Origin of the sequence: Halorubrum sp. SS7, assembly GCF_005435055.1 — an archaeon.
Lineage (GTDB): Archaea > Halobacteriota > Halobacteria > Halobacteriales > Haloferacaceae > Halorubrum > Halorubrum salinarum.
The window spans coordinates 1-743 of the sequence record NZ_SGXV01000129.1 but is presented as its reverse complement, the minus strand read 5'-3'; the positions used below and the strand labels follow the sequence as shown (position 1 = coordinate 743).

At 52.4% G+C, this 743-nt stretch carries 1 protein-coding gene; it reads left to right on the top strand.

Annotated elements, in window-relative coordinates; all coding sequences use genetic code 11:
• Positions 1-505: 505 nt before the first annotated feature.
• The coding region (locus EXE44_RS17075) for a SipW-dependent-type signal peptide-containing protein (protein WP_241991870.1) at positions 506-743 on the top strand (238 nt) is incomplete at its 3' end.

Here is a 743-nt window from a genome sequence, read left to right as displayed (position 1 = left end):
TGAGATACTCGAGCGCCAGTCGCCGCCGGTCGTTTCGGAGGACGTCGTGAATCTCCTTCGTGTCGGTGCGGTCCCGCCGTAGTTGCTGCGTAAACATGTGTGACAGTCCACCCCGATCCGTTGTTTGCTGTGTCTGATACAAACAGCGTAAACATGGTTCATATAGTTTTTCAAATATCAGAAATTCAATAGTAACGTGAGAGCAAAACACGCGATGGCAGTTAGTCTCCCAGCTACGGGGCCCCCGGTACTAGTACCGAAAAGACCACCTCAATCGGTCGTTATCGTATTTCAATCCTCGCCTAACGGATCACAGGACCAAGTTGACGGATTACAGAGTGATATTGATCCAAAATCCATCATAATTCTTAAACTTTAATAGCGGGTTGAAACCGCTGAACAGTATGTTCAACAAAACTGAGGTGTTTATAACTTTAAGTTGGGGTGTCAATGGGCTGCGTACGTTCGGCCCGCCCGTGACGGGTGGAAGCCGGACACCAAACCCATGTCAAACGACAGCAAATACAGCCTCTCCCGGCGGAAGGCGCTCCTCGGACTCGGCACGGTCGGTATCGCCGGCGCCGGCGCTGGAGTCGGGACGAGCGCACTGTTCAGCGATACCGAATCGTTCGAAGACAACACGATCACAGCGGGAACGCAGAACCTGATCGTAAACGCGGAAATCGTCGACGCTACGACCTTCGAAGGGAATGCTGGTTCGGTCAGCATCGAAAACACTACCG